The following is a 26,439-nucleotide window of genomic DNA, read 5'->3' as shown; positions in this document are numbered from 1 at the left end:
TTATGAAACGAGCCATATTTCCGGGAACATTCGACCCTTTTACAGTTGGTCATTTTTCAGTAGTAAAGCGTGCCTTGACCTTTATGGATGAAATAGTAATAGGTATTGGTATTAATGAAAACAAGAAAACTTATTTCCCGATAGAAAAACGTGTAGAGATGATTAGTAATCTCTATAAAGATGAACCGCGAATAAAGGTAGTGCCTTATAACTCTCTTACTATTGATTTTGCAAATTCTGTCGATGCAAAATTTATAGTTCGTGGAATTCGTACGGTGAAGGATTTTGAATATGAAGAGACCATTGCTGATATCAACAGACAATTGGCCGGAATTGAGACTATTTTACTCTTTACAGAACCGGAACTGACTTGCGTGAGCTCCACTATTGTTAGAGAGCTTTTGCATTATAATAAAGATATCAGCTGCTTTATTCCCAAAGGGTTGGAGATCTGATATAAAACAGTTTTTGAATGAAAAAAGTAATTATTTCCTTGATATGTTTGTTCGCGGTTAGTGCACAAGCTCAGAATTATGGAACCGTGGCTTCCCGCAAACTGCATATGGCGGAGTTTGCAATTAATAATCTTTATGTTGATAAAGTTAATGAAGATAAGCTGGTAGAAGATGCTATTGTTAAAATGCTTTCAACGCTGGATCCTCATTCAACGTATGCTAATCCTGAGGAGGTTAAAAAACTAAATGAACCCTTGCAAGGCAATTTCGAAGGTATCGGTGTACAATTTAATATGGCCGAAGATACTCTCTTGGTTATTCAACCTGTATCAGGAGGACCTTCTGAGAAGATTGGTATTTTAGCCGGTGACCGAATTATTGCTGTTAATGATACAGCTATTGCCGGTGTGAAAATGAGTACCGACGAAGTGATGCGTCGTCTGAAAGGTCCGAAAGGTTCACTGGTTAATTTAACTGTACTGAGAAGAGGCGTAAATGAACCACTTAAGTTTAAAGTGAAACGTGACCGTATTCCTCTTTATAGCTTGGATGCATCTTATATGATACAGGACAAAATAGGTTATATTCGTATCAATCGTTTTGCTTCTACAACAGCTGAGGAATTTGCTAAAGCTCTCAAGGAATTGAAATCGAAAGGCATGAAGGACTTAATTCTTGATTTGCAGGATAATGGCGGTGGTTATTTGAATGCTGCTATCGATTTGGCTAATGAGTTTCTGGAAGAGAAAGAATTAATTGTTTATACAGAGGGACAAAAAACACCACGTAGTGATTTTTTTGCCAAAGGAACTGGAAGTTTTCAAAAAGGCCGCTTAGTAGTATTGGTTAATGAATTTTCTGCATCTGCAAGTGAAATTTTGTCTGGTGCAATTCAGGACTGGGATAGAGGACTAATTGTTGGACGCCGCTCGTTTGGTAAGGGTCTGGTGCAACGTCCTATTGATTTGCCTGATGGTTCAATGATACGTTTAACGGTTGCCCGTTATTATACTCCTGCCGGAAGATGTATTCAAAAGCCTTATGAAAGTATTGAAAAGTACAATATGGATTTAATTAACCGGTACAATAAAGGTGAAATGATGAATTCAGATAGCATTCACTTCCCTGATTCTTTGAAATGTAAAACAAAGAAATTTGAAAGAATTGTTTATGGTGGAGGTGGAATTATGCCCGACTATTTTGTTCCTGTTGATACAACTCTTTATACAGACTATCATCGTAATCTTGTTGCAAAAGGGGTTGTCTTGAAAATGACGCTGAAATATATTGAAAATCATCGTAAAGAATTACTTGGCAAATATAAATCGTTCGCTGATTTCAATAATAATTTTGAGATAAGCAGTTCTATGATGGACAACTTGATAGCTATGGGAACAGAAGCCAAAGTGGAACTGAATAAAGAACAACTTAAGGTTTCCGAATCGTTGATAAAAGCTCAGTTAAAGGCTCTTATTGCTCGCGATCTTTGGGATATGAACGAATATTATCACGTAATGAACTCTACGAACGAGAGTGTAAAAAAGGCTGTTGAAATATTACAGACAGGTGATTATGAAAAGAAATTAACTAGATTAAATTAATATGGCTGCATCGAAGAATGATTATTATCACATTGGGTTAAATGACCAGCAGGTTATTGAAAGTCGTGAAAAAAATGGTGTTAACTTATTAACTCCTCCTAAGCGACCTTCTCTCTGGAAACTTTATATTGAAAAGTTCGAAGATCCTATTGTTCGTGTACTGCTCGTTGCTGCAGTGTTTTCATTGCTGATTTCAATTATAGAAAGCGAATATGCAGAAACAATAGGTATATTCTTTGCTATTTTTCTGGCAACCGGCATCGGCTTTTATTTTGAGTATGATGCAGGAAAGAAGTTTGACTTGCTGAATGCGGTCAACGAAGAAACTGCGGTTAAAGTTCTTCGTAACGGCAAAGTATTTGAAATTCCTCGTAAAGACGTAGTAACTGGTGATATAATCATGCTTGAAACCGGTGAAGAGATTCCTGCTGATGGTGAATTGATTGAAGCTATATCTATGCAGGTTAATGAATCTAACCTTACTGGTGAGCCTATTGTTGAGAAAACAACTGATGAATCTCGCTTTGATGAAGAAGCAACCTATGCTTCCAATATGGTAATGCGTGGTACAACTGTTGTTGACGGTCATGGAATAATGAAAGTTCTTCGTGTAGGTGATGCCACTGAGATTGGTAAAGTTGCCAAACAATCTACCGAAAAGAGTGAGGAGCCTACTCCGTTAAATATTCAATTGTCTAAGCTTGCACAATTTATTGGAACAATTGGTTTCTCTGTAGCGCTTGCTACTTTCCTTGTTTTCTTTATCAAAGATGCTTTGTTCATTAGCTCTGTAGAGTATCAGGGTACTTTACATGATAACCTTATCGGACCAAAGATCATTTCTATTGCTGCAATTGTAGGATTGATGATTGCTGCAATTAAAATGTGGATGCCTCATAAGTTCTCTTATTCAATAAATAAGAAACCGTCATGGTTCTGGTCGCTCACGGGTATTGTGTCTGCTGTATTAATTGCAGTTATTGCTTTTATGGCTTATGGTCTGAATTCAACAGAAACAGATAACTGGCAAGCTTATATAGCGCTTTTCCAAATTGTGCTTAAATACTTCATGATGGCTGTTACCTTAATCGTAGTAGCTGTTCCGGAAGGTTTGCCAATGAGTGTTTCACTTAGTCTGGCATTAAATATGCGCCGCATGCTTTCTACCAATAACCTTGTTCGTAAAATGCATGCTTGCGAAACAATGGGAGCTGTAACTGTTATTTGTACAGATAAAACAGGAACTCTTACTCAGAACTTGATGCAGGTGCACGAAACCAAATTCTATGGTTTGAAAGAAAGCGGGAAATTGGCAGATGATGAAATTAGTAATCTGATTAAGGAAGGTATTAGTGCAAACTCTACGGCATTTCTTGAAAATGGAGAAGCTGGTTCTAAACCAAAAGGTGTTGGTAACCCAACTGAGGTAGCGTTATTGTTATGGCTGAATTCACAAGATGTGAACTATCTTGAGTTAAGAGAAGATGCAAAGGTATATGATCAGTTAACTTTCTCAACCGAAAGAAAGTTCATGGCTACTTTAGTGCAATCTTCACTTCTTGATAAGAAAATATTATTTGTGAAAGGTGCCCCTGAAATTGTATTAGGAAAATGTAAGCAAGTTATTTTAGGAGATAAAACCGTTAGTGCTTCAGAATATCGTCCAACAGTGGAAGCTCAATTGCTGGCATATCAAAATATGGCAATGCGTACTTTAGGCTTTGCCTATAAGATTGTTGATGCCGATTCTTCTAATGACTGTGTTGACCTGGCAGCTGGTAACGATCTAAACTTCCTTGGTGTAGTTGCAATATCCGATCCTATTCGTTTGGATGTTCCTGCAGCTGTGGAAAAATGTAAGTCGGCAGGAATTGATGTGAAGATTGTGACTGGTGATACTCCGGGAACTGCTAAAGAGATTGCTCGTCAGATTGGTTTGTGGACAGAAGCCGACACTGATTGGAATCATATTACAGGTGCTGGTTTTGCTGAACTAAGTGATGAAGAATTATTGGATCGTGTACTCGACTTGAAGATAATGTCTCGTGCCCGTCCTACAGATAAGCAACGCCTGGTACAGCTATTACAGCAAAAAGGTGCAGTTGTTGCGGTTACCGGTGATGGTACAAACGATGCTCCAGCCTTGAACCATGCTCAAGTGGGACTTTCTATGGGAACAGGAACTTCGGTTGCTAAAGAAGCTAGTGATATTACATTGCTTGATGATTCATTTAACAGTATAAGTACAGCAGTAATGTGGGGACGTTCACTGTATAAGAATATACAGCGATTCATTGTATTCCAGCTGACAATCAACTTTATAGCCTTGCTTATTGTATTGCTTGGTGCATTTGTTGGTACAGAGTTACCTTTGACGGTTACTCAGATGCTTTGGGTTAATCTTATAATGGATACCTTTGCGGCATTGGCTTTGGCTTCAATTCCGCCTAGCATTGATGTAATGAAAGAAAAACCACGAAAGAGCTCCGATTTTATAATCACTAAGAAGATGCGTTATAACATTATAGGCCTTGGAACAACTTTGTTAGTTCTTTTGCTGGGAATGATTGTATATAATACTGGTGATGACGGAGTAATGACTGTGGAGAACCTGACAATCTTCTTCACAACATTTGTAATGCTTCAATTCTGGAATCTGTTTAATGCAAGAGTCTTTGGAACGAATGATAGCTCATTTAAAGGTCTTTCAAAATCATACGGAACAATACTTGTATTATTGATTATTCTTATCGGACAGATTCTGATTGTTCAATTAGGTGGAGACGTTTTCCGTACAGAACCTCTTGATCTGCAAACATGGATTAAAATAATTGGTTTAACATCCATTGTTTTGTGGGCTGGCGAACTGTTCCGCTTTGTAAGACGTTTGAATAACAAGTAACAATGAATGATAATATAAAGAATCTGATTATAGACTTTGGTGGGGTATTGGTTGATTTAGATCGTTCACGATGCATAAATTCATTTAAAAAGATTGGTGCAGACTGTATCGAGGAAATGTTGAACCCTTATTATCAGCTTGGACTTCTTAAAGATCTTGAGAATGGTGATATAACAACAGATATATTTCATGAAGAGTTGAGAAAAGCTGCCGGTAAAGATATTACCGACAGCCAGATTGACGATGCCTGGAATAGTTTTCTGGTTAGCGTTCCTTCTTATAAGCTGGATTTGTTGCTAAGTCTTCGTGAACGTTACTCTGTTTACTTGTTGAGCAATACCAATCAGATTCATTGGGAAATGTCTTGTGAACGTTTCTTCTCCTATAAAAACCTCACAGCAGAAGATTTTTTCGAGAAGATATTCCTCTCATATCAGTTACATCAGTTAAAACCTTCCAAAGAAATATTTCAGACGGTTTTGCTTGAGACTGGTATAAGGGCGGAAGAAACATTTTTTATAGACGACTCTGCAGTTAATTGTAAGACGGCAGAATTGCTTGGTATTCATACATATACTCCCAAAGATCAGGAAGATTGGGGGCATATCTTTAAATAATCAGAATATGAAGATCATTTGCGATCCAAAAGATTATGCAATTGAACCATGTGTTGCAACGATAGGATTCTTTGATGGGGTACATAAAGGACATTGCTATCTCATAGAACAGGTAAAAGCCGTTGCTGCAAGTAAGGGACTTCGTACAGCGATAATAACCTTTCCTGTGCATCCTCGTAAAGTGATTGATGCAAACTATCAGTTAGACTTACTTTCTACATTTAAAGAAAAAGTAGAGCTGTTAAGTAATGCGGGAGTCGACTATTGTTTCCTTTTAGAGTTTACTCCTGAGATTTCGGCTTTAACAGCCCGCGACTTTATGGCCGATATTTTGAAAAATCAATTTAAAGTTGAATCACTGATAATTGGTTATGATCATCGTTTTGGTCATAATCGTAGTGAGGGCTTTAATGAATATTGCCAGTATGGTAAAGAGATTGGCATGGATGTGTTGCATGCGAAAGGACTTTCCATAGAGAATAAGAAAATAGGATCTTCTGTAATACGTGCCGCTCTCATATCCGGGAATCTAGATCAAGCCAACTTTTATCTAGGATATCATTACTACTTAGACGGCGTTGTTGAGAAAGGATTTCAGCTTGGCCGTACTATTGGCTTCCCTACCGCTAATATAGCCATTACATCAGGTAAAATTATCCCTGCCGACGGAGTTTATGCAGTACGCGTCTCTGTAGAAGGTAAAGAGTATATAGGAATGCTTAATATTGGTGTCCGTCCTACTGTACATAATGGTACCAACCGTACTCTTGAAGTAAACATTCTCCATTTTTCGGATGATATTTATGACAAAAACATTCACCTGACTTTTATTAAGCGTATGCGTCCGGAAATTAAGTTTAGCGGCATCGAAGCATTGAAGGCCCAGCTTCATCAGGATATGAAAGATGTTGAGAAGGTTTTTGAATCTTACATGCCTATTGATTAAAATATTGAGGCTTAATTTTGTATAGATTTTATTGTTATATATCCTGCCTTGTAATATTCCTCTATTGAACTTTATAGCTCATTTTTTTGTTGACCTATATATAAGCAATATTCCTGATTCTTCAATTTTTTTATAAAAAATAATTCTTATCTCGGAATTCTGAAATTTATTATTACCTTTAGAATATTAAAACAGAATTTGAGAGCTTTTAATATTGTTTCTATAATAATTATTTAGGGGTATGGATACGATAACAAGAAGTGTATTTCTCATTGAGAATATAAGACATAAAGAAAAAGCCCAATGGCTAAAGCGAATAATAAGATCTCAGATTGGAGTCTTAAGAGTATCTGTGAATCCTTCGAATATGTTGATGAAAGTGGAATATGATGCAAATGCTATAACACCATCAATGATGCAGATGCTTATTCGTTCTGTAGGGTGTGAATTGCTTATAGATGAAGAGCAAATTCATAACAGATTAAGACAAAAAGGAAGATTAAAAAGAGATATAATATCCTTAATAGTTTCTACAATTCTTTTTGCGCTATCATTTTTTACCTGGAGCTTTTCCTGGGGATATATTGCGGTAGCAGCTACAGGTATTATTTTTCTGACATTTCTGGTAATATTGATAAAAGAACAAAGGAGGAAAACTTAGTTTCCTCCTTTTGTTTTGAATGCTAACGCATACATTCTCATCTGTTTCACCATGGAAAGCAATCCGTTGCTCCTTGTTGGTGATAAGTGTTCTTTTAATCCTATCTTATCAATGAAATAGAGTTCACTGTCCAATATCTCATCTGGTGTATGGTCTGATACTACCTTTATAAGCAAAGCAATAATTCCTTTCACTATCAGCGCATCGCTCTCGGCTTTAAACATCAGTTTCCCGTCTACCATATCAGCCTGAAGCCAAACGCGGCTTTGGCAGCCTTCAATAAGGTTTTGTTCTGTTTTATATTGTTCTTCGAGTGGTTCCTGCTCATTTCCCAGGTCAATCAATAATTGATATTTGTCCATCCAGTCATCGAAGTCACTAAATTCTTCAATGACTTGATCTTGTAATTCATTAATGGTCATATTTATCTGTTTTTTCTAAATTTATTTTTCATTATATACAACCTCAAGTACTGTTTGTCCCACAGCTTTGAGTGTTGAACGATCTATATTACTCATATTATCATCTGTTGTATGCCAGAAATAACCGAAACCTCCATCAGGAGTACTTAAGTCGGTAGGAATAATATCGATGCTTGGTATCTTTGCAATCCTGTTTACAAACAAATGATCGTCTGTTACATATCCGCCATCCTGATTGATGAAATAACTTGCGTATCCCATAGAGTTGGCTTTGTCCCATACTTTCTTTACTGTAGATTTAGCAAACTCGCTTGAGTAAGCTTCTTTATAGAATGTAGCGCCTTTGCCTCCCACCATATCGAGAAGAATACCAAAACGTGCATTATATCCTTCTACATGTGGATTGTTTGCCCAGTATTGTGTTCCCAGACACCAGCTTTCCTCTTTATGTTCTCCTTTATAAAATTCGGGTGTTCCGTAATCTTCGGCATCAAAGAAAATGATGTCCACGCCAATTGAAGGGGCCTTTTTACCTAACTGGCGTGCAATTTCAAGTAATACACCAATACCGCTGGCACCGTCGTTGGCTCCAAGAATAGGAGTGTGATGCTTTGATTCATCTTTATCCTGGTCGGCCCATGGGCGTGTATCCCAGTGAGCAAAAAGAAGTACACGCTTCTTTGTCTCAGGATTAAAGGATCCTATGATGTTTCGGCTTTTCAGGATTGTTCCGTCGTAAGCAGTCAGATCGGCATATTGGTCTATGACTTTTGCACCCGTTGATGCAAGTTTCTTTGCAAGATATTCTCCACAAGCCACGTGTTGTTTGGTATTTGGTACTCGTGGACCAAAATCAACCTGTGCCTGTACGTAATTATAGGCGCTGTCTGCATCAAAATCCGGTGCCTTTACAACTGTTGTTTCCTCTGTTTGATTCATGGCAGATTTATTGCTGTTACCGCATGATGCGCAGCCAAACAGAAGGGCTGCAGTGACAAGTATGAAATAATTTCTTTTCATTCTTCTTGTGTTACTTTATTTTTTCGGCTCCAAAAGTACAAATCTTTCGGGAGATTAATTTCATTTCCTATGTAGATTTCACAAAATTCAACGGATTGACTATAACTATTTGAATATTAATTCAGCACCGTTGTTTCCAACCGTTAGTTCTGTTTCGCAACCGCAGATAAGTGGCACATTATTAACCACGTGGCCAACAGGGAAATTAAAGCATACAGGGTAGCCGTATGGTTTCACCATGTCGGCAATCATTTCGTACACCTCTTTGCCTATTGAAAGGTCTTCCTCGTATTCGGTAAACTGTCCTACAATCAAACCCGAAAGTTTTTCCAGAACGCCCCCAAGTTTCAGGTTATTCATCATCCGGTCTATATGATAAGGCCTTTCTCCGATATCTTCTATAAAAAGGATTGTTCCTTCTGCCGGAAAATCGTAAGGAGTTCCTCTGAGCCCGTACAAAACTGAGAGATTGCCACCCCGGAGAGTTCCTTTTGCAGTTCCCTTAATATTTAGTTTATGTTTAGGAGACTGGTAGGTGGGTAATTCTCCGAACAGTAAATTCTTCAGATGTAAAGAGCAAACATCGTCTTTAGGTTCTACAGAAAGGTGTCTTGCCATTGGCGAATGTACCGAAGCAAAACCATTGTATTGGAGCAGTTCGTGAAGCAGAGTGATGTCACTGTACCCCAGTAACCACTTCGGATTTTCGCGGAACTTGGTAAAGTCTATCTGATCGATAAGATGAATAGCTCCGTAGCCACCACGGCTGCAAAGAATTGCTTTTGTACTTTCATCATCCATTGCCGACTGAAGGTCGGCAGTACGTTGCTTTACAGATCCCGAAAACCTTCCGGCTTCTCCTGCGGCGTGCTTACTAATTACTACTTCCAATCCCCAGGACTCAAGAGTCTTTTTGGCATCCTTTAGAAAGTTCTTGTCTATTTTGCCGGCCGGCGATATTATTGTAACCCTATCTCCTTCCTGCAGATAAGGTGGAAATTGAATAGTTCTCATATATTTCTTTTTGTACAAATGTACACTAAAATTTTATTATAGATTATTCTATGCCGGAAATAGTGAAAGCTAAGTGGTTTATTCCTCAATACTTTTTAATTTATTGTAGACCAAAATCTAAAAAGCCGTACACTTTAATATTATTTGCTCTACACTATTTTGTAATTTGCTTTAGTGCCTTTTAAAAAGATATACTTTTTAATGATTTAAGCATTCTAAAAGTATCATATTGTTATTAAAGAGGGCTCTTTATGGACGAATACTCAAACTAAACTTTCTTTTTGATTGATATTTTGGGATAAGTAGTACAAATATCAATCTTTTTTTGCATATTTGCTAAAAATCACAGGACTATGGAACCAATTAAAAGTTTTGATCAATTGACAGCTCATTTAATGACGCTGAAGAAGCGTAAGCGGATTGCTGTGGTTTGTGCAAACGATCCTAATACAGAGTATGCAATTACGCGAGCAGTTGAAGAGGGAATAGCCGAACTTCTTATGATCGGAGATTCTTCCATCCTTGATAAGTATCAGGCTTTGAAGAAGTATCCTGAGTATGTGAAGATTATTCACATAGAAGATTCTGATGAAGCAGCACGTGAAGCCGTACGGATTGTTCGCGAAGGTGGTGCAGATATTCTGATGAAGGGAATTATCAATACGGATAATCTATTGCGTGCCATATTAGACAAAGAAAAGGGCTTGTTGCCTCAGGGTAAAGTGCTTACTCACCTGTCTGTTATGCAGATACCTACATACGATAAACTGCTGTTTTTCTCGGATGCGGCAGTTATTCCCCGTCCCACTTTACAACAGCGTATTGAAATGATTTGGTATGCTATCCATACATGTCACAGCTTTGGTATTGAACAGCCCAGAATCTCTTTGATTCATTGCACTGAAAAGGTAAGTGCCAAGTTTCCTCATTCGCTCGATTATGTGAATATAGTGGAGCTGGCAGAAGCCGGAGAGTTTGGAGATGTTATTATTGACGGACCGCTTGATGTAAGAACCTCTTGCGAAAAGGCGAGTGGGGATATAAAAGGAATTGCTTCCCCTATAGATGGAGAAGCCGATGTGCTGATCTTTCCTAATATTGAATCTGGAAATGCTTTCTATAAGGGTGTTTCTCTTTTTGCAAATGCTACTATGGCCGGATTGCTTCAAGGTCCGGTTTGTCCTGTAGTATTGCCTTCCAGAAGCGATTGTGGACTCTCAAAGTATTATAGTATTGCTATGGCTTGCCTTACATGTAACAAAGACTAATTTATGAGAATTCTTGCGATTAATCCCGGTTCCACTTCTACAAAAATAGCAGTGTACGATAACGAAAACCGTCTTTTTGTAACAACATTCTATCATTCACCCGAGGCTCTGTCTCATTTTCCTACAATCCTTTCCCAGTACGATTACCGAAAGGAATTGATTATTGATGAGCTTAAAAAAGAAAACCTCTTTTCAGATTTTGCCGCAATTGTTGGCCGTGGCGGATTACTTAAGCCAATTGCCAGCGGTGTATATGAGGTGAATGAGGCTATGAAGAATGATCTTCGGAATGCTACCATGCAACATGCATGTAATCTTGGCGGACTACTGGCCGAAGATATTGCTCTTCTTATCCCTGGTTGCAAAGCGTACATTGCCGATCCTGTAGTTGTAGACGAACTGGAAGATGTTGCTCGCCTGTCGGGCTCTCCATTAATGATGCGTAAGTCTGTTTTTCATGCTCTTAATCATAAGGCAATAGCTCGTAAATATGCTCGTTCCGTTAATAAGAAGTACGAAGAGCTGGATTTGATAGTAGCCCATTTAGGTGGAGGAATTTCCGTGGCTGCTCACCGTCAGGGAAGGGTTATTGATGTAAATAATGCCCTTGAAGGCAGTGGTCCGTTTTCACCAGAAAGAGCTGGAACTCTTCCTGCCCGACAATTGGTTGATCTTTGCTTTAGTGGTGATTATACCCAGGAAGAGATTAAAAAGATGATTACCGGTAGGGGCGGATTGATGGCTCATTTGGGAACAACTGATGCACAGAATGTGGTTAAAAGAATCAATGAAGGAGATGCAAGGGCCGAGCTTGTGCTGAAATCCATGATTTATAATATTGCCAAAGAGATTGGTGCCATGAGCGTAGTACTTCACGGGAAGATAGATGCAATTCTTCTTACCGGAGGTATTTCTTACAATGATTATTGCATTAATAAACTTAAGGAATATATTGCTTTTATTGCCCCGGTTTATGTGTTTCCCGGTGAAGACGAGATGGAAGCATTGGCCTTTAATGCTTTAGGAGTTTTAAGGGGAAAACTAAATTGTAAGGAGTATTATTAAAGAAAGCAATAGAATTAAATAAAATTTGATATTTTTGTGGCTTAATTTTAACAAGCATAAGAATGTCTCAATTAACATGTAAGAACTGCGGTAACGAGTTCGAAGGTAAATTCTGCAATAATTGTGGTCAGAAAGCCAGCGCAGACAGATTAACTTATAAATCATTGGTGGAAACATTGATGCATGGATTCCTCCATGTAGATAAAGGTTTCTTTTATACCATAAAAATGCTGTTTATTAATCCGGGAGAGCTGGTGCTGAATTATATAAATTGTAAGCGAGTTAAATATTTCCAGCCCTTCCCTCTGCTTATTATTCTTTCTGCAATTTATGGTCTTCTTCATCATTGGTTAGCTCCCGAAGTTGTTGAAACCGTGAAAGCTGGTGCAAAGCATTCCGATGGAATTTTTAGAATCGCGCTAGGTGATGGAACACCTTTCCAGCTGAACAAGACTTTTATTAATATGCTGGAGTATATAATAAACCACCTGTCGGAGAATTATGCTTTCATAAATATCTTTATTATTCCTCCGTTTATTCTGGCTACTAAGATTGCTTTTCGGAAAGCAGGAGCATACAATTATAATTTCGTGGAATATCTTTTTGGTGGTGCTTATCTGTCCAGTTTATATATTGTTATTTCAATCCTCTTTATGCCGTTTGAACTTTTGTTGAAAGGTTCTTCTTATTTATCCGGTTGGGAGAATATTACCTGGATAGTTTACTTTTTGGTAACATTGTACTTCTTTTATCATTTGTTTGAAGGAGGCATCAGAAAAACAATCAAAAGAACAGTTTATACCTATCTGCTGTATTTCCCTTTTCTTTTGATCTATGTGATTATGGGAGTTCTGATAGCAATACTTATCGCTTTTGCGGGACAAGGATTAGGCCATCTCACAGGCCTTTGCTGATTATAAAAAGAAAGGATGCCATAAGGCATCCTTTCTTAGAATTTGTATGTTCGTTTTGGGTTTTTCGGAAACCATCCTTTTTTTACCCTTTCTTCCTGTTCAAAAACCTCTTTTATGGTCCAGAAAGAAGAGAATGCAAATACACCTGATAACGAAGAAAGAAATATATCTTCAGTAGAGAAAGAGGCAATAACACCAACAATCCCTAATAACAGGAATATCCACCAGCATTTTGTTCCCCAGTAATACTCAGCTTTAACCACAACGGGATGAAAGAGTCCGATTATAAGGAAAGTACAAATGCCAATTACAAGTCCTGTAAGATGGTATGAATTAAGCAATTCAATCATCCGCTAGGTTCTTTTGTATTTTGATTGGAATTTCTTTTTTAATACTTTGTTCCAGTGAAATCAATGTTTCAGTAGCGGTAACGCCTGGAATTTCCTGCATTTTAGAATTCAGCAGTTCCATTAAGTGCTCATTGTCGCATGCATATACTTTGGTAAGCATTGTGTAAGGACCGGTTGTGAAATGACATTCTACAACTTCTGGAATCTTTTCTAGCTGAGCTACTACATTTTTATACATAGAACCCTTTTCAAGCTTGATTCCTACATAAGTACAAGTTCTGTAGCCTAAGCTTTTTGGGTTTACGTGATATCCAGATCCGACAATAACACCCAGATCTATCAATCGTTGCACACGCTGATGAATGGCCGCGCGTGAAACGCCACATTCTGCAGCGACATCTTTAAAAGGAATACGAGCATTCTGTGAGATTATCTCCAGAATCTGTCTGTCAAGATTGTCTATCTTTTCCATATAAATTGATTAATAAGTTCTCTATTTGTATCAAATAGTAAGCAAATATAGATAAATATTTTAATTTACCTATCAATTATCTAAGAAAAATCAAAACTCACTTTCTAATTATCCGTTTTTTACGATATGAAAAAGAAAAAGGGATGTTCTGAAAGAACATCCCTCGCTAATATATTTGCGTGTTAATTACTTAACAATTTCTAGCAATTCAACTTCAAATACAAGAGTTGAGAATGGTTTGATTTGACCTGCGTCTCTTGAACCATAAGCAAGATTCTGAGGAACATAGATAATCCATTTTGAACCAACAGGCATTAATTTCAATGCTTCTGTCCATCCTTTGATTACCTGATTAGCAACAAATGTTGCAGGTTCTTTACGTTTGTAAGAACTGTCAAATTCTGTTCCGTCAATTAAAGTACCTTTATAGTTAACTTTTACTTTAGAAGTATCTGAAGGAATTGCTCCAGTACCAGCCTTTACAATTTTGTATTGAAGTCCGCTAGCTGTTGTTACAACACCTGGTTTTGCTTTGTTGGCAGCAAGGAAATCTTCACCGGCTTTTTTGTTTGCACCGTAAGCTTTTTCCATTGATTTTGCCTTAATAGCTTCCATGTTCTTCTGAGTGTATTCCTGAGCTTGTTGCATTGTCATCTTTTGGTTTTTGCCCAAAGTTCCTGCAACGAAACCAGCCATGAAGTTATCAACACTGATTGTTTTAGTCGAATCTGCTCCGAACAATTCTTTGTTGACACCTTTGATCATTTGATTCTTGATTTGTTGACCAATCTGAAGACCAGCATAGTAAGCGTCTTTTTTCTTACTAGTTTCTTTAACACCTTCATTTAATCCTTTGATGAATTCATCCATATAGGCAGTATCCATCTCTACTCTTTGTACTAAGTAATCTTTTAAACCTTGAGTCTGGCTCATACCAATAGAATAAGACAAAGAGTCGATGTCTGTCTTAAGATCTGCTTTTGGGCCTTTACCTGTACAAGAAGCAAGAGTTGCTGCTGCAGCAATAGCCATAAAAATACTAACTTTTTTCATTTTGCTTTTAAAGTGTTTATTATAAAACTTGAATTAATTCAACATCAAAGATTAATGTGCTGTGAGGAGGAATCATTTCTCCGGCTCCACGAGCTCCATAAGCTAAATCTGAAGGAATATAAAGTCTCCATTTAGAACCTTCCGGCATTAATTGTAGAGCTTCTACCCATCCTGGGATAACCTGGTTAACACCAAATACGGCAGGTTCGCCTCTCTTTATTGAGCTATCAAATAAGGTACCATCAATTAATGTTCCTTCGTAATGGCATTTTACCTGATCTGTTGCTTGTGCTTTTTTTCCAGTGCCTTCTGTAAGAACCTCGTATTGCAATCCGCTAGGCAATGTTATTACATTGTCTTTTTTCTTGTTTTCTTCAAGGAATGAAGCTCCTATTTCAATATTGGTAGCATTCATCTTGTTCTCAAGCTCAGCAAAATATTTGTTAACAATTTCTCGGGCTTCTGTGTGGGACATTGCTGGTTCTTCGTTATTCAGAACTGCTTTTATAGCATTAGCAAAGTCATCAACATTGATGTTTTGAGCGCCCATGCTCAGAAGGTTTTGGCCTATACCTAAGCCGATAGCATAACTAAATTTATCCATTCTTAAATTATAAGTGTTATCAATAGGCTCTTTGTTAAACCTGACTAACAGTCAAAAGCTTACAAAGTAGCACACAAAAATAAGAGTTTTATTTGAATGAATCTTCTTTTATGCTTTTATTTTTATTATTTTTGTAAAAACGTTTAAATAGGAGGGTACTTTTATGAAAAAACTAGTTGTTTTATCGGGTGCAGGGATAAGTGTTGAAAGCGGTGGTAGCACATTTAGAGGCGCTAACGGGCTGTGGGGCAAATATCCGATTGAACAGGTTGCCACTCCTGAAGGATATGCTTCGGATCCGGAATTAGTACTGAATTTTTATAATGATATGCGCCGCCAATTGCTCACTTCATTACCTAATAAGGGACATAAACTGATTGCCGAGCTGGAAAAGGAATTTAATGTAACTGTCGTTACTCAGAATATAGACGATCTTCATGAGCGTGCAGGAAGTACAAGAGTGATTCATCTTCATGGAGAACTAACAAAAGTGTGCTCTTCTTATTCTCCTTATGATCAAAGATACGTAAAGGAATTATCTCCAGAAGAATATAATATAAAAGTTGGAGACTTAGCTCCTGATGGATCGCAATACAGGCCTTATATTGTTTGGTACGGTGAAGCTGTTCCTAAAATAGATGAAGCCATCCAATATGTTCAGGAAGCCGATATCTTTCTGATAATAGGCACTTCTTTGAATGTATATCCGGCTGCAGGTCTATTAAACTATGTTCCTTTTAAAACTCCGGTATACCTTGTCGATCCTAATGAGGTAACAGTAAATACCAATCATCATCACATTCATGTAATCCGTAAGGTTGCTTCTGAGGGGATGAGTGAGTTCGTAAGGCTTTTAACTGGACAAGTTAATGCATAGTTTATTTTTCTCTTTCTTCCGGAATTGGTAAGAGAATTTATTTACGAGCTTTAAAAATTAATAAAAAGGAGGTCTTAATATTTAATTCTTTAGCCTGTTAATTGCCTTCTTTGTTATTATGTAATATATTTAGCCATCTAAAAAATGAATCGTATGACAGAAACAGTCAGAATATATTGCCAGAATAATAATACTTATAAAGATTTTCCGATAGGAAGTTCACTGATGCACATATTTAAAGGGTTTAATCTGGACTTCCCTTATCCGGTGCTCAGCGCCAAGGTAAATAATCGTGCCGAAGGTCTTAATTTCCGTGTTTATAATAATAAAGACATTGAGTTTCTCGATTTCAGAGATTTATCGGGTATGCGGACCTATGTTCGTTCATTGTGCTTTGTTCTTTGTAAGGCAGTGGCAGATGTTTTTCCGAATGGGAAGATCCTTCTGGAACATCCGGTTTCAAAAGGATATTTTTGCAACCTTCTTCTTGGTCGTTCCGTAACGTCCGAAGATGTAGAGCGTATTAAAACCCGGATGCAAGAGATTATAGATGAAAACCTCTCTTTTCGTCGCACTGAGTGTCATATTACAGAAGCCGTAAAACTGTTTACTGAGCGTAATATGATGGATAAAGTCAAGTTGCTCGAAACGTCCGGATCTATCTATACATACTATTACACACTTGGCGATTATATAGATTACTATTACGGAAGTCTTCTTTCTCGTACCGGAGATATAAAATTATTTGATGTTGTGAAGTACTATGACGGCTTGCTTCTTCGCATCCCAAGCAGAGAAAACCCTAATGTTCTTGAAGAAGTTGTGAAGCAGGAAAAAATGCTTGATGTCTTTAAAGAATATCTCAAATGGAGCGACATTATGGATATGAATAATGTTGGCGATTTTAATGTGGCTTGCAATGAAGGACATGCAACAGACATTATTAATGTGGCCGAGGCACTGCAAGAAAAAAAGATAGCTCAGATTGCCGACACTATTTATCAAAGAAGAGAAAACGGAGGGAAAGTTAGATTGGTTCTTATTTCCGGTCCTTCTTCTTCCGGTAAAACTACATTCTGTAAACGCTTGTCGGTTCAGCTTATGACAAACGGTCTTAGACCTTATTCCATTTCGCTGGATGATTATTTTGTGAATAGAGAAGAAACTCCTTTGGACGAAAAAGGTAACTACGACTATGAATCGCTGTATGCTCTCGACCTGAAACTTTTCAATGCCCATCTCGAAGCATTGCTAAGAGGAGAAGAGGTTGAAATACCTACCTTCAATTTTGCTTTGGGTAGAAAAGAATATAAAGGAAATAAGCTTAGAATAGAGTCAAATACAATTCTTATACTGGAGGGAATTCATGCTTTAAATCCGGAGCTTACACCTCTTATCCCTGCAAAGAATAAGTTTAAGATTTATGTCTCGGCATTGACAACCATATCATTGGACGATCATAACTGGATTCCTACTACCGATAATCGTTTGATTCGTAGAATTATCCGGGATAGTAATTACCGTGGATATTCTGCCAGAGAAACGATTTCCCGCTGGCCAAGTGTAAGAGCCGGAGAAGATAAATGGATTTTTCCTTATCAGGAGAATGCGGATGTGATGTTTAATTCTGCATTATTGTTTGAGATTGCAGTGTTACGGCGCTTTGTAGAGCCGGTTTTAACAGGTGTGCCCCGCAATTGTCCGGAATATGCAGAGGCTTACCGGCTATTGAAGTTTATCAAGTATTTTGTGCCGATACAGGAAAAAGAGATTCCGCCAACTTCCCTTTTAAGAGAGTTCTTAGGAGGCAGTAGCTTTAAGTATTAGTCCTTTGTAATATTTTGTGGCAACAAATAAATCCGGAATGGTATACTATATCGAACTATTCATTAAATTTGTATCGTATTTAAAAATTCAAAGGTTTAAATAATTAAGAATGGCCCAAGGTACTCATCAGATACAGTCTCAGCAGCAGGTGCAGACCCTCTCACCGCAGCAAATTCTGGTTGTTAAACTGCTGGAATTGCCGGCGGTGGAACTGGAAGATCGTATTCGTGCCGAGATTCTTGAGAATCCGGCTCTCGAAGAAGGAGAACCCGATAGCTCTGCTGAAGATAATTTAGATAAAAACGGTCTGGATGATGATTCTTTTTCAGACTCAAACGAAGATTATTCATTGGGAGATTACCTTACGGATGATGATATTCCCGATTATAAACTTCAGGAAAGTAGCCGCTCAAAGGAGGAACGTGCAGAAGATATTCCATTTTCTGAGGTAACCTCATTCTATGAAATTCTGAAAGAACAGTTAGGAGAACGTAACCTGACTGAGCACCAACTTGAATTAGCCGAATATCTAATAGGCTCTCTTGATGATGATGGACTTCTGAGAAAAAGCTTATATAATATTTCTGACGAGTTGGCAATTTATGGTGGAATTGATGCCAGCGAGAAAGAGTTAGAGAGTGTGCTTAATATTATCCAGGATTTTGATCCTGCCGGTATTGGTGCCCGAAATCTACAGGAATGCCTGCTTATTCAGATAAAACGGAAAGAAGATTCATACACAAAACAAAATGAGATTAATATCATTGAAAAGTGCTATGATGAATTTACCCGTAAGCATTGGGATAAAATTATGCAGAGGCTAAACCTTTCTGAAGAAGATTTTCAGGAAGCACTTCAGGAAATAACCAAACTAAATCCTCGTCCGGGTAGTTCTATGGGCGAAGCTATTGGAAGAAACCTGCAGCAAATTGTACCCGATTTTATTGTAGATACGTTCGACGATGGAACTATTATATTAAATCTCAACAACAGAAATGTTCCTGAATTGCGGATGAATCGTAATTTCATGGATATGTTGGATGAGCACACCAGGAATAAACAGAATCAATCAAAAGACTCTAAAAATGCAATGCTTTTTCTGAAACAGAAAATTGATGCAGCTCAGGGTTTTATTGAAGCGGTAAAGCAAAGACAAAATACACTCATCACAACGATGCAAGCTATTATTGATGTGCAACGACCGTTTTTCCTTGAAGGAGACGAATCTTTACTGAAACCAATGATTCTGAAAGATATAGCAGATCGTACCGGTTTGGATATCTCAACAATATCTCGTGTAAGTAACAGTAAATACGTACAGACAAACTTTGGAATATTTTCTCTTAAATACTTTTTCGGAGAAGGATTTACTACGGAAGATGGTGGAGAAATGTCATCCAGAGAGATTAGAAGAATTTTGAAAGAACATATTGATAACGAAGATAAGAAGAAACCTTTAACTGATGATGAATTGACAGAGATTCTGAAAAAAGAAGGTTTCCCCATTGCCCGCCGTACTGTTGCCAAATACAGACAGCAGATGAATATACCTGTGGCAAGGCTTAGAAAATAAATATTAAACAGATTGATGTAATGAGAGATAATGATAAAGTTATAAAAGTAGCAAAAATTATATCAGCTATATTTAATCCTTTTGTTGTACCATTTTTAGCGTTCCTTGTTTTATTTTTCTGCTCTTATCTGAGCATGCTTCCTTTAACCTACAGGCTAATTGTATTGGGAATTGTATACGCTTTTACTATTCTGTTGCCAATGATAGCCATTTTCTTTTTCAGGAAAATCAACGGGTGGGGATTTGGTGCATTCAGAGACAGGAAAAAGCGTTTTGTTCCTTATCTGTTAACCATTATCTGTTATGTCTCTTGTCTGGTAATGATGGTAAGAATAGGTCTGCCCAGATATATGACAGGAATTATACTTGCAACACTGATGGCTATGGTTATTTGTATTGTTGTGAATATAAAATGGAAGATCAGTGAACACATGACTGCTATAGGAGGCGTTATTGGAGGATTAATAGCATTTAGTTTTCTGTTTAATTATAACCCTACCGTTTGGTTAAGCCTGTTTATATTATTGGCAGGAGTATTAGGGTCGGCTCGCATTATATTGAGGCATCACACTCTGCCTGAGGTCTTGACAGGTTTTGCGGTAGGAGCTGTCTGTGCTATATTAGGAATCTTATATCTTTAATTATATAACTATAAAAAACATCGCTTATGAACTTTCCTGAACAATTGAAGTACACAAACGAACACGAATGGATTCGTTTAGATGGAGAATTTGCTTATGTAGGTATAACAGACTATGCACAAGAACAATTGGGTGATATTGTTTTTGTTGATATACCAAGTGTAGGTGATACCCTGGCTCAAGGAGAAGTATTTGGAACAATCGAAGTAGTGAAAACCATTTCAGATTTATTCCTTCCTGTTTCCGGTGAAATTGTTGAAATGAACGGATCTTTGGAAGATAATCCTGAATTAGTAAACTCTGAACCTTATGATAAAGGATGGATTATTAAAATAAAACCATCAGATCTGTCTGAGTTCGACTCATTGCTTGATGCGTCAGCATATCGTAACTTAATTAATGAATAAATAAAATTATGACTCCAGTAGTAAGTATTATTATGGGCAGTACCTCAGATCTGCCGGTTATGGACAAAGCAGCAGCTTTCCTGAATGATATGGAAGTGCCTTTCGAAATAAACGCTCTATCTGCACACCGTACTCCCGAAGCCGTAGAAGAATTTTCAAAGAACGCAAAAGAGCGTGGAATTAAGGTTATTATTGCAGCCGCAGGTATGGCAGCCCATCTTCCGGGTGTTATTGCAGCGTCTACAACTATACCTGTGATTGGTGTTCCCATAAAGTCTACATTGGAGGGAATGGATGCCTTGTTGGCTATTGTTCAGATGCCTCCGGGAATTCCTGTTGCAACTGTGGGTATTAACGGTGCTCTTAACGCAGCAATTCTAGCCGTTCAGATGATCGCTCTTTCTGATAAGGAACTTGAATTGAAACTTGCAGCTTATAAAGAAGGCTTAAAGAAGAAAATTGTAAAAGCCAATGAAGAGCTGAAGGAAGTTAAGTATCAGTTTAAAACTAATTAATTGAATTTGTAAACCGGCATGCCAACAGAAACCATTTTAGTGGTTTCTGTTGGCATGTTGGCTATTAACCCCTAACCAGACTAAAGATGGATTATTTTAATTATTCCCGTCGTGAATCGTCAGCCGTAAATATTGGAGGTACTCCTCTTGGAGATAAAAATTCTATCCGCATACAGTCAATGACAAATACTTCCACACAAGACACGGAAGCATGTGTGGCTCAGGCAAAGAGAATTGTCGATGCCGGAGGTGAGTATGTCCGCCTTACCACTCAAGGTATAAAGGAGGCTGAGAACCTGATGAATATAAATATCGCTTTAAGGCAAGCAGGATATATGGTTCCTTTGGTAGCCGATGTTCATTTCAATCCTAAAGTGGCCGATGTGGCAGCACAATATGCCGAGAAGGTAAGGATTAATCCGGGTAATTATGTGGATGCCGCACGTACTTTTAAGAAACTGGAGTACACTGACGAGGAATATGCTTTGGAATTACAAAAAATACGCGATCGTTTTGTCCCTTTCCTGAATATCTGCAAGGAAAACTATACTGCAATCCGCATAGGCGTTAATCACGGATCTTTATCAGACCGTATTATGAGTCGCTACGGTGATACTCCCGAAGGTATAGTTGAATCGTGTATGGAATTTCTCCGTATTTGTGTAGAAGAGAATTTTGCTTCAGTTGTAATCTCCATAAAAGCATCCAATACGGTGGTAATGGTAAGAACAGTCCGTCTTTTAGTTGCTACCATGGAGAAAGAAGGAATGAACTTCCCACTACACCTTGGAGTAACCGAAGCCGGCGATGGTGAAGACGGAAGAATAAAATCTGCTTTGGGAATTGGTGCACTTCTTTCAGATGGAATTGGCGATACTATTCGTGTATCTCTTAGTGAAGATCCCGAATACGAAATACCGGTAGCCCGTAAACTAGTTGATTATGTTACAGCAAGAGCTGACCATCAGTATATACCGGGCATTGCCGCTCCGGAATTTGATTATCTTTCTCCATCAAGACGAAAAACCTTTGCTGTTAAGAACATTGGTGGAGATAATCTTCCTGTGGTAATTGCCGAGCGTTTTGATGGCAAAACAGACTATAATCCTTTATTTACCCCCGATTATATTTATGCAGGCCGTGAACTTCCGGCTAAATGTATCTCGGAAGTTGGTTATATATTGGATGGCGATGTGTGGAAAGGAGAAGAAAATACCTATCCGGCATTTAATTTTAACAGCATTGATGCACTCCGAAATTCGGAAGCAGAGCTAAACTTCCTTTTCCTGCCATTTATGGCATTAACAGAAGAGCTGGCGGAAGAATTGAAAGAAATGAAAAACGTTGTTATCATTTCTCAGAGCAACCATCAGAACAAGTTAGGCGAGCATCGTGCATTGGTACATCAGTTAATGTCGGCAGGCTGCGAACATCCGGTTGTATTCTTCCAATACTATACCGAAAACGATTCAGAAGACTTGCAGATAAAGTCTGCTGCCGATATGGGAGCTCTTGTCTTTGATGGCTTTTGCGATGGTATTTTTATATTCAATCAAGGAGAGCTAAGTCATTCAGTAGTCGATGGCATTGCATTCGGAATTTTGCAAGCCGGACGTATTCGCACAAGTAAAACCGAATATATATCATGTCCGGGATGCGGACGAACACTTTTTGATCTGCAATCTACCATAGCCTGTGTAAAAGCAGCAACCAGTCACCTTACCGGTTTAAAAATTGGTATTATGGGCTGCATAGTTAACGGTCCGGGAGAAATGGCCGATGCCGATTATGGTTATGTTGGTGCCGGTCGTGGCAGAATAAGCCTGTATAAAAAGAAAGAATGTATTGAAAAAAATATCCCTGAAGAAGAAGCTGTAGAAAAGCTTATTGAGCTTATTAAGGCTAATGGGGATTATATTGAGAAGGAGTAATCTTTAAAGAATTACTGTTAAGTAGTACATTTGTAGTTTACATTACTTTTTTTTTAAGTACTGTTTATACAATAAAGTATCAAATTCATTTAGTGTCTGAATATCAATAACCCTGTTTTGAATTTCTCAAAACAGGGTTATTGATTAAAAAATATTTATAATTTTCTAAATAAAGAATCCCTTTCATTAATTTGCTTTAAGCTGTCTGGTGATATTATCTGAAACTTTATTGGATATACTTCAAATTGCATGTTGCAGCTAGATATATCTAAATAGTGTGAAATAGAATCTTTAAATATAGTCAACTTGTGACTGTTTAAAACATTCAACATTCTAAGTTTTTTTATATTGTAAAAAACAACAAGATTTTTGTTTCTAAAAAAATATCCATCAACAAATTCTTTTCGATAAAAATATGTTTTATACATAATTACATAAGATTTGTTCTCTACATTGGCAAAACGTATTACAAATAGTTTGTGAGGGGTCTTGTCACTATTAAAATTTATCAAAATATCTAGTTTTCTCGATAATGCATTACTTAAAATTATACTATCTTTTTTTACAACATAATTACTATTCATAGGACGGTTACATCCTCCTAAGCAAAGTATGATTGCAAATATAAAAAGTATTGTTCTCATAATTCAATATAATTACTTTTAATAGAAATCTAAGGCTTGTTGACTCTTTGGTTATTTCTGATCAATTTTTAATACTAGATTTAATAAGTTTTTTAGTATTGATATACATATTTGTCGGTGAATCTATCGATCTCCTTCTCCCAAAATAAACAACAAGATGGCATGAATTAATGATATTTTTGCATTTCAATACTAAGATCTTTCGCAAATTCATTAATATCGACTATAAATCCAGATTTACCTTTAATCGAGAAAACATTCATTACCCAATTGTTTTTTTCAATCATGTCGATTATCTCCTCTTCAAATTCTTCAAGAGTTATCTCTTTAACAGAAAAACTTCTCCATTCATCAACTACATTCTCCTCTGCAAACTCAGAAGCAGACCAAACTGATAAAACAGCACTATTTTCAATATCTGCTATTGCAAAAGTTCCATTTTCATCAACAAGAGTGTACATTTTTTCAGAGTCTGCAACTCGTTTTATAAAATATTCATAGCGTTGGAAAGCTTCCAGTTGAGATACAGCTTCAATCTCTTTATTTGTTATCTTCATTATTAATTGGGGTTTTCTCTGTTTTTTTTATTATAACGGTTATTTTCCTGATGATTCTAAATATAGTAATAATACAAATAAGCCGTAAAATTGCTATCTTTTATTTAATTGAGATCAACCTGCTTTATGACGAAAACTTATTATTAATATTAAAATTAACCATAAAACATACAAAACAGCAAATGGGATAAGTAACCGAAGCCACAAACTATCTGTAATATATATGACTAGAAAATGCAATATATAGAAAAGGAAAATTTCTAGTAATAAATATTTAAATAGGAACAAGTTGTTTTTTATATCATTCCGAAAAAAATGTGCAGTAAAATATAAAAGAAAGACTAAGAGAATGTTTGAACAGACTATATTTAATATAATAAATAGTATAAAAGGTAGCAACCCTAATAGATCCGATAAAGATGCTTTTAAAAATATAAATAGTAATCCATAAGAAACTATTCCAGCCAAAAACGTCAAGAAGCTCACTTTCATTATTTTAATTGCCCATTTCATACACTATTATTGATCTTGTTTATTTCTTATCCCTAATATCATTTTTATTCTTATTGATAATTAAAAAGATTATTGGCTATCTCCAAATCTGATTTATTACTTTCTCATTATACTATCCATCATAAAATGGTCAACAACTCCCTTTTCAATCTTATATTGAGTTGACTTATTATTTCCATGATTACATGAGAAGTTCTGAAATTGTTTTATGGCTTTATAAGGTATTTGTCCAATATTTACCACTACATATTTGAAGGTGCTTTTACAAATCAAAACTATCCAAGAATTCTCGTTACGCTGACTATCTTCACACTCCTTAAATAGAATTCTTGGAATTTCTTTTTTTAGCATGTTGCCACCATTTCTTTTATATATTGCGCAATACACCCCCTTCTTCTTTACTATATAGGAAGGCAAAATTGAGTCCGATATTCCTGTATCTAAAAAATATGCAGAAAAACATTTAAACTCTTGAAATTCTTCTACTTCATTAACGTTTATAAGTAAAGGACATTTCTCATCTATCAGCTTTTTATGTTGGTAAATATAGTCCTTATTTTCACTTAGAATAAGATTTAGAGCTTTTTCTAATATTACTAATTCTTTTTTCTTATTATTAATTCGATTCTTAAAGCCTTTCTTTCCCAAGCTATTTTGAGATATTGAAAAGACCAGTATGATTAAAAAAAAATATTTATTCATTTCTTGAATACTTAAATGACTTTTTAATGAACCTGAGAGTGAATAATTAGAAGTTCTTTTTTCATATTCTAATCTATTTTAACTGATAGCATGTAAAGTTTCTGTTGTGTCTTTAGTTATTAATTAAAGTCGGCTGAAAGATATTCATCTGACCTTTAAGAGGATTTTTGTTTATCATATCTGCAAGATTTATGTTCTAGCATTAATAAATCTATTGTTCTTATATATAAATTGATAATATCCATACCTATGGCAACCAGTTGTTTCCGGCCAACAACTAACTTTAACACGTTTACCATCAATATCCATTTCTTCATATAATTTATATTGATTATCCGGAAAATAAAGATAATCAAACCTTTGTTTTTTTTCAGTTGGATAAATGAACGCACTAAAAGCTTCCTCAAATTCAATTTTAGAATTTATTCTTGATAACAACAGTCTTTGAAAGTTGTTTTTAGATAAATAGCCAATTACTCTTCTATTTTGATTAAAAATATAATAATCTCTTAACTCATTTTTTTCATGGAACGAGAACCAAAATTCAGGGATAGAGTCATTAACTAAAAATTCAAGCACAATAATCTTTCTTTCTTCTTCCTTGTATTTTTTTTTATATTCACATGTTAGTATATTTATTAAAGAATCCAATTTATGGTTTGAAACTTCAAAATTCTGCAATACAAATCCAGATGATGGCTTGCTGCAACTTGCTATCACAAAGATGAGACTTATTATAAATATGAAAAGTTTGAGCTTATCTATCAGCATCTTCTTTTTTATATACTCCTCCTTCATTATAATACTTATATTGGTTAGTTTATACATTTAGTGCTTTCTTATGGAGATTGGCAATGCAAATTTACAAGTCTTACAAAGGGATTATAT

The 26,439-nt window shown here is 36.6% G+C and carries 27 protein-coding genes and 1 pseudogene; 17 read left to right on the top strand and 11 right to left on the bottom strand.

Annotation, left to right across the window (positions count from 1 at the left end; genetic code table 11):
- Positions 1-2: 2 nt before the first annotated feature.
- The 7 genes and pseudogenes from coaD (at position 3) to BUC21_RS05965 (ending at position 7,182) form a co-directional block, all read left to right on the top strand.
- The gene (coaD, locus tag BUC21_RS06000) at positions 3-455 is read left to right on the top strand and encodes a pantetheine-phosphate adenylyltransferase (RefSeq protein ID WP_073400230.1); all 453 of its coding nucleotides are present in this window, start codon (positions 3-5) and stop codon (positions 453-455) included.
- Between the two features lie 17 nt (positions 456-472).
- Positions 473-2,056: a S41 family peptidase gene (locus BUC21_RS05995; RefSeq protein ID WP_073400228.1), complete on the top strand. Its 1,584-nt coding sequence runs from the start codon at positions 473-475 to the stop codon at positions 2,054-2,056.
- Position 2,057: 1 nt separating this feature from the next.
- A pseudogene (locus tag BUC21_RS16720) lies at positions 2,058-2,829 on the top strand (P-type ATPase); the annotation flags it as partial.
- Between the two features lie 92 nt (positions 2,830-2,921).
- Positions 2,922-4,958: a calcium-translocating P-type ATPase, PMCA-type gene (locus BUC21_RS16600; RefSeq protein WP_317043345.1), complete on the top strand. Its 2,037-nt coding sequence runs from the start codon at positions 2,922-2,924 to the stop codon at positions 4,956-4,958.
- A gap of 2 nt (positions 4,959-4,960) precedes the next feature.
- Entirely contained in the window at positions 4,961-5,575 is a 615-nt protein-coding gene (locus BUC21_RS05975; RefSeq protein WP_073400226.1) for an HAD family hydrolase, read from the top strand.
- A 7-nt stretch (positions 5,576-5,582) separates the two neighbouring features.
- Positions 5,583-6,521: a riboflavin biosynthesis protein RibF gene (ribF, locus tag BUC21_RS05970; RefSeq protein ID WP_073400224.1), complete on the top strand. Its 939-nt coding sequence runs from the start codon at positions 5,583-5,585 to the stop codon at positions 6,519-6,521.
- A 241-nt stretch (positions 6,522-6,762) separates the two neighbouring features.
- Complete coding sequence (locus tag BUC21_RS05965) at positions 6,763-7,182, top strand: hypothetical protein (protein ID WP_073400222.1); 420 nt, start codon at positions 6,763-6,765, stop codon at positions 7,180-7,182.
- Here the strand turns inward: BUC21_RS05965 and BUC21_RS05960 are convergent.
- The 3 genes from BUC21_RS05960 to BUC21_RS05950 form a co-directional block, all read right to left on the bottom strand.
- The gene (locus BUC21_RS05960) at positions 7,179-7,604 is read right to left on the bottom strand and encodes a SufE family protein (protein WP_073400220.1); all 426 of its coding nucleotides are present in this window, start codon (positions 7,602-7,604) and stop codon (positions 7,179-7,181) included. The two genes, BUC21_RS05965 and BUC21_RS05960, sit on opposite strands and share 4 nt — an antisense overlap.
- A gap of 21 nt (positions 7,605-7,625) precedes the next feature.
- Entirely contained in the window at positions 7,626-8,624 is a 999-nt protein-coding gene (locus tag BUC21_RS05955; RefSeq protein WP_073400218.1) for a M20 family metallopeptidase, read from the bottom strand.
- A 105-nt stretch (positions 8,625-8,729) separates the two neighbouring features.
- Complete coding sequence (locus BUC21_RS05950; RefSeq protein WP_073400216.1) at positions 8,730-9,638, bottom strand: S66 peptidase family protein; 909 nt, start codon at positions 9,636-9,638, stop codon at positions 8,730-8,732.
- A 353-nt stretch (positions 9,639-9,991) separates the two neighbouring features.
- Between BUC21_RS05950 and BUC21_RS05945 the strand changes: the two genes are divergently transcribed.
- The 3 genes from BUC21_RS05945 to BUC21_RS05935 all read left to right on the top strand — a co-directional run bounded on the left by BUC21_RS05945 (position 9,992) and on the right by BUC21_RS05935 (position 12,885).
- Positions 9,992-10,906 (top strand): phosphate acyltransferase, encoded by a 915-nt coding sequence (locus BUC21_RS05945; RefSeq protein WP_073400214.1) that lies wholly within the window; start codon positions 9,992-9,994, stop codon positions 10,904-10,906.
- Positions 10,907-10,909: 3 nt separating this feature from the next.
- Positions 10,910-11,971 (top strand): butyrate kinase, encoded by a 1,062-nt coding sequence (gene buk / locus BUC21_RS05940; protein WP_073400212.1) that lies wholly within the window; start codon positions 10,910-10,912, stop codon positions 11,969-11,971.
- A gap of 62 nt (positions 11,972-12,033) precedes the next feature.
- Complete coding sequence (locus BUC21_RS05935; RefSeq protein ID WP_073400210.1) at positions 12,034-12,885, top strand: DUF3667 domain-containing protein; 852 nt, start codon at positions 12,034-12,036, stop codon at positions 12,883-12,885.
- Between the two features lie 35 nt (positions 12,886-12,920).
- Here the strand turns inward: BUC21_RS05935 and BUC21_RS05930 are convergent, their stop codons facing one another.
- From BUC21_RS05930 to BUC21_RS05915, 4 genes are all read right to left on the bottom strand, one after another.
- Positions 12,921-13,232, bottom strand: coding sequence for a DUF4491 family protein (locus BUC21_RS05930; protein WP_073400520.1), 312 nt, complete (start codon positions 13,230-13,232; stop codon positions 12,921-12,923).
- Positions 13,228-13,707 carry an Lrp/AsnC family transcriptional regulator gene (locus BUC21_RS05925; protein ID WP_073400208.1) on the bottom strand — a complete coding sequence of 160 codons (480 nt, stop codon included), beginning with the start codon at positions 13,705-13,707 and terminating at the stop codon, positions 13,228-13,230. The genes BUC21_RS05930 and BUC21_RS05925 overlap by 5 nt, the downstream gene beginning before the upstream one ends.
- 186 nt (positions 13,708-13,893) lie before the next feature.
- Positions 13,894-14,760 (bottom strand): BamJ family beta-barrel-assembly machinery protein, encoded by an 867-nt coding sequence (locus tag BUC21_RS05920; protein WP_073400206.1) that lies wholly within the window; start codon positions 14,758-14,760, stop codon positions 13,894-13,896.
- A 19-nt stretch (positions 14,761-14,779) separates the two neighbouring features.
- Entirely contained in the window at positions 14,780-15,364 is a 585-nt protein-coding gene (locus tag BUC21_RS05915) for a BamJ family beta-barrel-assembly machinery protein (protein ID WP_073400204.1), read from the bottom strand.
- Between the two features lie 163 nt (positions 15,365-15,527).
- On the opposite strand from BUC21_RS05915, the gene BUC21_RS05910 reads away from it, so the two are divergent.
- The 7 genes from BUC21_RS05910 (at position 15,528) to BUC21_RS05880 (ending at position 23,135) form a co-directional block, all read left to right on the top strand.
- Entirely contained in the window at positions 15,528-16,241 is a 714-nt protein-coding gene (locus BUC21_RS05910) for an SIR2 family NAD-dependent protein deacylase (protein ID WP_073400202.1), read from the top strand.
- Between the two features lie 153 nt (positions 16,242-16,394).
- Positions 16,395-18,068: a nucleoside kinase gene (locus tag BUC21_RS05905; RefSeq protein WP_073400518.1), complete on the top strand. Its 1,674-nt coding sequence runs from the start codon at positions 16,395-16,397 to the stop codon at positions 18,066-18,068.
- A 109-nt stretch (positions 18,069-18,177) separates the two neighbouring features.
- The gene (gene rpoN, locus BUC21_RS05900) at positions 18,178-19,641 is read left to right on the top strand and encodes an RNA polymerase factor sigma-54 (RefSeq protein WP_073400200.1); all 1,464 of its coding nucleotides are present in this window, start codon (positions 18,178-18,180) and stop codon (positions 19,639-19,641) included.
- 20 nt (positions 19,642-19,661) lie between these two features.
- Positions 19,662-20,282: a hypothetical protein gene (locus BUC21_RS05895; RefSeq protein WP_073400198.1), complete on the top strand. Its 621-nt coding sequence runs from the start codon at positions 19,662-19,664 to the stop codon at positions 20,280-20,282.
- 26 nt (positions 20,283-20,308) lie between these two features.
- Positions 20,309-20,689 carry a glycine cleavage system protein GcvH gene (gcvH, locus tag BUC21_RS05890; RefSeq protein ID WP_073400196.1) on the top strand — a complete coding sequence of 127 codons (381 nt, stop codon included), beginning with the start codon at positions 20,309-20,311 and terminating at the stop codon, positions 20,687-20,689.
- Between the two features lie 8 nt (positions 20,690-20,697).
- On the top strand, positions 20,698-21,204 hold the full coding sequence (purE, locus tag BUC21_RS05885; protein WP_073400194.1) for a 5-(carboxyamino)imidazole ribonucleotide mutase: 507 nt from the start codon (positions 20,698-20,700) through the stop codon (positions 21,202-21,204).
- An 86-nt stretch (positions 21,205-21,290) separates the two neighbouring features.
- Positions 21,291-23,135, top strand: coding sequence for a 4-hydroxy-3-methylbut-2-en-1-yl diphosphate synthase (locus tag BUC21_RS05880; RefSeq protein WP_073400192.1), 1,845 nt, complete (start codon positions 21,291-21,293; stop codon positions 23,133-23,135).
- Between the two features lie 155 nt (positions 23,136-23,290).
- Here BUC21_RS05880 and BUC21_RS05875 read toward each other — a convergent pair whose 3' ends face one another.
- From BUC21_RS05875 to BUC21_RS05860, 4 genes are all read right to left on the bottom strand, one after another.
- Positions 23,291-23,779, bottom strand: a complete 489-nt coding sequence (locus BUC21_RS05875; RefSeq protein ID WP_139261294.1) for a hypothetical protein — start codon at positions 23,777-23,779, stop codon at positions 23,291-23,293.
- A gap of 167 nt (positions 23,780-23,946) precedes the next feature.
- Positions 23,947-24,336, bottom strand: a complete 390-nt coding sequence (locus tag BUC21_RS05870; RefSeq protein ID WP_073400188.1) for a DUF2750 domain-containing protein — start codon at positions 24,334-24,336, stop codon at positions 23,947-23,949.
- A gap of 609 nt (positions 24,337-24,945) precedes the next feature.
- Positions 24,946-25,551 carry a hypothetical protein gene (locus BUC21_RS05865; protein WP_073400186.1) on the bottom strand — a complete coding sequence of 202 codons (606 nt, stop codon included), beginning with the start codon at positions 25,549-25,551 and terminating at the stop codon, positions 24,946-24,948.
- A 189-nt stretch (positions 25,552-25,740) separates the two neighbouring features.
- Positions 25,741-26,322 carry a hypothetical protein gene (locus BUC21_RS05860; protein WP_139261293.1) on the bottom strand — a complete coding sequence of 194 codons (582 nt, stop codon included), beginning with the start codon at positions 26,320-26,322 and terminating at the stop codon, positions 25,741-25,743.
- Positions 26,323-26,439: the final 117 nt, after the last annotated feature.

Origin of the sequence: Bacteroides luti, from assembly GCF_900128905.1 — a bacterium.
Taxonomy (GTDB): domain Bacteria; phylum Bacteroidota; class Bacteroidia; order Bacteroidales; family Bacteroidaceae; genus Bacteroides; species Bacteroides luti.
The sequence above is the reverse complement of the archived record's forward strand: the minus strand, read 5'-3'. Positions and strand labels throughout refer to the sequence as shown.

Coding starts and splice junctions, on each gene's coding strand:
- BUC21_RS05875 (WP_139261294.1), bottom strand. CDS start 23,779: ATGAGAACAATACTTTTTATATTTGCAATCATACTTTGCTTAGGAGGA.
- gcvH (WP_073400196.1), top strand. CDS start 20,309: ATGAACTTTCCTGAACAATTGAAGTACACAAACGAACACGAATGGATT.
- BUC21_RS05865 (WP_073400186.1), bottom strand. CDS start 25,551: ATGAATAAATATTTTTTTTTAATCATACTGGTCTTTTCAATATCTCAA.
- coaD (WP_073400230.1), top strand. CDS start 3: ATGAAACGAGCCATATTTCCGGGAACATTCGACCCTTTTACAGTTGGT.
- BUC21_RS05915 (WP_073400204.1), bottom strand. CDS start 15,364: ATGGATAAATTTAGTTATGCTATCGGCTTAGGTATAGGCCAAAACCTT.
- BUC21_RS05870 (WP_073400188.1), bottom strand. CDS start 24,336: ATGAAGATAACAAATAAAGAGATTGAAGCTGTATCTCAACTGGAAGCT.
- ribF (WP_073400224.1), top strand. CDS start 5,583: ATGAAGATCATTTGCGATCCAAAAGATTATGCAATTGAACCATGTGTT.
- BUC21_RS05860 (WP_139261293.1), bottom strand. CDS start 26,322: ATGCTGATAGATAAGCTCAAACTTTTCATATTTATAATAAGTCTCATC.
- BUC21_RS05975 (WP_073400226.1), top strand. CDS start 4,961: ATGAATGATAATATAAAGAATCTGATTATAGACTTTGGTGGGGTATTG.
- BUC21_RS05905 (WP_073400518.1), top strand. CDS start 16,395: ATGACAGAAACAGTCAGAATATATTGCCAGAATAATAATACTTATAAA.
- BUC21_RS05960 (WP_073400220.1), bottom strand. CDS start 7,604: ATGACCATTAATGAATTACAAGATCAAGTCATTGAAGAATTTAGTGAC.
- purE (WP_073400194.1), top strand. CDS start 20,698: ATGACTCCAGTAGTAAGTATTATTATGGGCAGTACCTCAGATCTGCCG.
- BUC21_RS05945 (WP_073400214.1), top strand. CDS start 9,992: ATGGAACCAATTAAAAGTTTTGATCAATTGACAGCTCATTTAATGACG.
- BUC21_RS05995 (WP_073400228.1), top strand. CDS start 473: ATGAAAAAAGTAATTATTTCCTTGATATGTTTGTTCGCGGTTAGTGCA.
- BUC21_RS05895 (WP_073400198.1), top strand. CDS start 19,662: ATGAGAGATAATGATAAAGTTATAAAAGTAGCAAAAATTATATCAGCT.
- BUC21_RS05950 (WP_073400216.1), bottom strand. CDS start 9,638: ATGAGAACTATTCAATTTCCACCTTATCTGCAGGAAGGAGATAGGGTT.
- buk (WP_073400212.1), top strand. CDS start 10,910: ATGAGAATTCTTGCGATTAATCCCGGTTCCACTTCTACAAAAATAGCA.
- rpoN (WP_073400200.1), top strand. CDS start 18,178: ATGGCCCAAGGTACTCATCAGATACAGTCTCAGCAGCAGGTGCAGACC.
- BUC21_RS05965 (WP_073400222.1), top strand. CDS start 6,763: ATGGATACGATAACAAGAAGTGTATTTCTCATTGAGAATATAAGACAT.
- BUC21_RS05910 (WP_073400202.1), top strand. CDS start 15,528: ATGAAAAAACTAGTTGTTTTATCGGGTGCAGGGATAAGTGTTGAAAGC.
- BUC21_RS05920 (WP_073400206.1), bottom strand. CDS start 14,760: ATGAAAAAAGTTAGTATTTTTATGGCTATTGCTGCAGCAGCAACTCTT.
- BUC21_RS05955 (WP_073400218.1), bottom strand. CDS start 8,624: ATGAAAAGAAATTATTTCATACTTGTCACTGCAGCCCTTCTGTTTGGC.
- BUC21_RS16600 (WP_317043345.1), top strand. CDS start 2,922: ATGATTGCTGCAATTAAAATGTGGATGCCTCATAAGTTCTCTTATTCA.
- BUC21_RS05880 (WP_073400192.1), top strand. CDS start 21,291: ATGGATTATTTTAATTATTCCCGTCGTGAATCGTCAGCCGTAAATATT.
- BUC21_RS05925 (WP_073400208.1), bottom strand. CDS start 13,707: ATGGAAAAGATAGACAATCTTGACAGACAGATTCTGGAGATAATCTCA.
- BUC21_RS05935 (WP_073400210.1), top strand. CDS start 12,034: ATGTCTCAATTAACATGTAAGAACTGCGGTAACGAGTTCGAAGGTAAA.